Origin of the sequence: Halovivax sp., assembly GCA_007119345.1 — an archaeon.
Classification (GTDB): Archaea; Halobacteriota; Halobacteria; order Halobacteriales; family Natrialbaceae; genus Halovivax.
In genome coordinates this window covers 1-3,898 of sequence record SKPV01000151.1, presented here as the reverse complement: position 1 = coordinate 3,898, position 3,898 = coordinate 1, and the positions used below count along the sequence as shown (strand labels likewise).

The 3,898-nt window shown below is 71.4% G+C and carries 3 protein-coding genes; all 3 read right to left on the bottom strand.

All coding sequences use genetic code 11. The features are described 5' to 3' along the window. Positions 1 to 54: 54 nt before the first annotated feature. Genes lysS through QZT59_RS10385 form a run of 3 tightly spaced genes read right to left on the bottom strand, consistent with a single transcriptional unit; the run spans position 55 to position 3,687 of the window. Positions 55 to 1,908 carry a lysine--tRNA ligase gene (gene lysS, locus QZT59_RS10395; protein WP_290815462.1) on the bottom strand — a complete coding sequence of 618 codons (1,854 nt, stop codon included), beginning with the start codon at positions 1,906 to 1,908 and terminating at the stop codon, positions 55 to 57. After that, the gene (gene pyrH / locus QZT59_RS10390; RefSeq protein ID WP_290815459.1) at positions 1,905 to 2,630 is read right to left on the bottom strand and encodes a UMP kinase; all 726 of its coding nucleotides are present in this window, start codon (positions 2,628 to 2,630) and stop codon (positions 1,905 to 1,907) included. The genes lysS and pyrH overlap by 4 nt, the downstream gene beginning before the upstream one ends. Before the next feature lie 43 nt (positions 2,631 to 2,673). Continuing rightward, positions 2,674 to 3,687 carry a CapA family protein gene (locus QZT59_RS10385; RefSeq protein WP_290815456.1) on the bottom strand — a complete coding sequence of 338 codons (1,014 nt, stop codon included), beginning with the start codon at positions 3,685 to 3,687 and terminating at the stop codon, positions 2,674 to 2,676. Positions 3,688 to 3,898 lie beyond the last annotated feature (211 nt).

Here is a 3,898-nt window from a genome sequence, read left to right as displayed (position 1 = left end):
GCGGCGGAGTCCGGACGGCGGCCGCCGACGTCGACGAGAGCCGGTCGAGCCGAACTAGCGCTCCCGGCGCAACCGTTCGACGACGAACTCGCGATCCAGCCGGGCGAGGAACGGTCCCAGCTGGGGGCCCTGCGTCTCGTCGAAGAACAGCCGGTAGCCCGCGGCGAAGAAGTCGCCGACGGGAACGCCGTGGCGTTTGGCGGTCTCGTAGATCTCGCCCTGTAACTCGTCGGGGTCCTCGTCGCCGCCGGCCGCGACGAAGTCGGCGAGCTCGTCGAGGGCCGCCTCGGTGTCGGCGTCGAAGTCGTGGTCCGGGAGGTCGCCCCGGGCGATCTCGTAGTCGAACTCGTTTTCGGTGCGGCGAGCCCAGGTGCGCGCCCGTTCGACGCGGGCGAGGGCGTCCTCGACGACCTGTTGGGTGGCGTCCTCGGGGACGTGTCCCTCCTTGCGGGCGATCTCCTCGCGGACGGCGGGATCGTCCGTCATCCCGAGGACGGCCGCGAAGGTGTAGGGCAGGCGAACGCGGTCCGCCCGCGGCTCGGTCGCGCGCCCGTCGGCGCGCTCGGTTTCGGCGGCGGGAGCCGCCCCGTCGACGACCAGCGGGTAGACGCGCTCGGCGAATCGACGTTCCGACTCGGTGGCCTCGACCTCGCCGAAGTAGGTGCGCTCGAAGCGGTCGAACTCGTCGACCAGCAGGTCCAGGCGTTCGACGCTGAAGTCCCGGGCCTTGCTGGGATCCTTCGCGAAGAAGTACCGGAGCACCTCGGACTCGATCAGCTCGAGAACGTCCGAGACGAGGATGACGTTGCCCTCGGACGAGGAGAGGGGCTCGCCGTCGAGGGTGAACCACTCGTAGACCATCGGCACCGGCGGCTCGATCTCGAGGACGTTGCGGGCGACGTCCTCGCCGCTGGGCCAGGAGCCCTCGGCGTGGTCCTTGCCGAAGGGCTCGAAGTCGACGCCGAGGACCTGCCACTGGCCGGGCCACTCGAATCGCCAGGGGAGCTTGCCCTCGCGGATCGAGGCGGTGCCCTCGTGGCCGCAGCCCGCGATCGTGCGGTCGCCGGCCTCCATGTCGGTGCAGGCGTAGTCGACGGCGCCGACCGCGCCGTCGTCGGTCGGTTCGGCGTCCAGGTCGACGGCCGTGACGGTCTCCGTGATCTTGCCGCACTCCGCACAGATCGGATTGAAGGGGACGTAGTCGCCGCCGGCCTCGACCTTGTCCTGGTAGTTCGCGAGGACCTCGCGCGCCCGGTCGCGGTTCTCGAGGACGAATCGAGTGACCCCGTCCATGCGCCCCGAGGTGTAGAGTTCCGTCGTCGAGACGAGTTCGAGGGGAACGTCGACGGCCTCGGCGCTGTCGGCGATGATCGTCGAGAAGTGCTCGCCGTAGGAGTCACAGCAGCCGAAAGGGTCCGGGATGTCGGTGTAGGGCGCGCCGAGGTTGCGCCCGAGCGCGCCGGCGTCCACCTCCCCCAGATCGACGAGGTTCCCGTCGAGGTCACAGAGCGTCCGGGGAAGCTTGCGCAGCGGGTCCCGGTCGTCGGCGGTGAATACCTGCCGGACCTCGTGGCCGCGCTCGCGCAGGACTTCGGCGACGAAGTAGCCGCGCATGATCTCGTTGACGTTGCCGAGGTGCGGGACGCCCGACGGCGAGATGCCGCCCTTGATCACGATCGGGTCGTCGGGATCGCGTTCGCCGGCCTCGACCTGCCCGGCCACGCGCGCCTCGACCCGGTCGGCCACCGCGTCGGCCCAGAAGGCGTGGCGTGCGCCGTCGCCGTCCTCGGGATCGTGCTGGAGGGTGTACGGCCGCGAGGTCGTCGCCCGCTTGCGACCGGCGCCGGCGCCGTCGGAGCGCTCGGCGCCGTCGGCGCGCTCGGCGTCGTCGGGACTCTCGGCGCTCATCGTTCGTCCGGAGCCCAGTAGCCCGGTTCCTCGCCGACGCCGGCGGGGACGACGTCCGTCCCGTCGTGCGTGCCGCTGCGGACGGCGCGAGCGATCCGGTCGGGGTCGGTGCCGTCGAGGACGATCGTGCGCATCCCCGAGCGCTGGATGATCTTCGCCGCGAGGAGGTCGACCGGCGCGGAGGAGCCGGCGGTCATCTCGAGGTCGGCGATGACGTCGACCAGTTCGCGGGCCGAGAGCTCGTCGTACTTGGTCGCGCCGTCGTTCTCGTTCGGATCGTCGCTGTAGACGCCGGGGACGCTGGTGGCGTAGACGAGCAGGTCGGCGTCGACGTACTCCGCGAGCGCGGCGCCCACGGCGTCGGTCGTCTGGGCCGGCGCGACGCCGCCCATCACGGCGAGGTGTCCCCGCCGGAGCGCCTCGCCGGCCGCCTCGTAGTCGCGGGCCGGCGCCGTCACCGACTCCTCGCCGAGCGCCGCGATCAGCAGCCGGGCGTTGAGCCGGGTGACGTCGATCCCGATCTGGTCGAGCTCGATCTCGTTGGCACCGAGATCCCGCGCGGCCGCGATGTACTCCCGGGCCACGCCGCCGCCTCCGACGACGCAGCCGACGCGACAGCCCTCGGCGACGAGGTCCTCGACGACGGCGGCGTGGGCGGCCACCCGGTCCGAGCCGGGTTCCGGCATCAGGACGCTGCCGCCGATGGAGACGACTACCTTCATGCTGTGGCGTGGTAGCCGGGTCGGAATCTTAAGGGTGCCGAACTCAACCCCCCGACGCCAGCACCAACCCCTCCCCGTCGCGCTCGAACTCGGTGCCGAACTCGCTCGACAGCCCGCGCATTCGGTCGCGACACCACTCGGCGACGTCGCCGTCGGCCTCGCGGACCCGACAGTCGTCGATCTCGACGGGATGTAGTCGAAGCTCCCCCGGCACCCCGTCGACACCGACGGCCAGCTCGAAGAGGAAGCTCCGATCGTTTCGCAGCCGGGGATCGACCCGGTAGTCGTCCACGAAATCTCCGCAGTCGTAGAGGATCGGGCGGCCCTCGTACACCTCGATCCCGTGGAAGACGTGCGCACTGTGACCGTGGATCACGTCGACGCCCTCGTCGACGAGCCAGCGGCCGAACTCCCGGAACGCGGCGGGCGGCTCCGTCACCATGTTCGGCCCCCAGTGCAGGGAGGCGACGACGAGGTCGGGATCTCGCTCCCGGGCCCGAGAGACCGACTCACGAACGCGCTCGCGAGCGTCCGCATCGTCCCGGTCGATCTCGATCCGCGCGGTCCCCGGCGCGTCCTCGTCGGCGGCGTACTCCGGCGTGTTGTCGGTGAACGAGACGACGGCAAGGTCGACCGGATTGCTGTCGCCGCCGCCCTCGATCCGCACGAACGCCGGATCGAGCGCCTCCTCCAGCGTCTCTCCCGCCCCCGCGCGGGCGATCCCCGCGTCGTCCAGATTCGCCAGCGTGTCCCGCAGCGCCGGCTCCTCGTAGTCGAGAACGTGATTGTTCGCCAGCGCGCACGCGTCGACGCCCGCCCGCTCCAGCGCGGGCACCGCCCGGGCCGGATCCGCACGGAAGTGGAACGGACGGTTCGTCCGCGTCCACGGTCGACCGCGCGTCGAGAGGGTGCACTCCAGGTTGATCACCAGCGCGTCGAGCGCGCTCAGTCGATCGAGGACGTCGCCCCACACCGCGTCGACGGGCCGCGACCGCTGGCGGTCGTCGACCAGCCGTCCCAGCATCACGTCCCCGGTGAAGCCGATGCGCGGACTCATGCTCGCAGGTACGTCGGCGGGAACCAAAATGGAATCACGACCCGCCAGCGGGGACGACGCCGGCCGTGTCGAGGACCCCGTCGCGCTCGAAACTCGGCGGCGAACGCGCTCGACAGCTCGCCATCCCGAGGACCCTCGCTACGCCCGCTCGCGGGTCGTTCCTCCCCGCTCGCCATCCCGAGGCCTCGCCGGCGCTCGGCCTCGCCGCTCG

Bases quoted from the DNA above. Each gene is read 5' to 3' on its own strand.
- pyrH (WP_290815459.1), bottom strand. From the start codon at position 2,630: ATGAAGGTAGTCGTCTCCATCGGCGGCAGCGTCCTGATGCCGGAACCC.
- lysS (WP_290815462.1), bottom strand. From the start codon at position 1,908: ATGAGCGCCGAGAGTCCCGACGACGCCGAGCGCGCCGACGGCGCCGAG.
- QZT59_RS10385 (WP_290815456.1), bottom strand. From the start codon at position 3,687: ATGAGTCCGCGCATCGGCTTCACCGGGGACGTGATGCTGGGACGGCTG.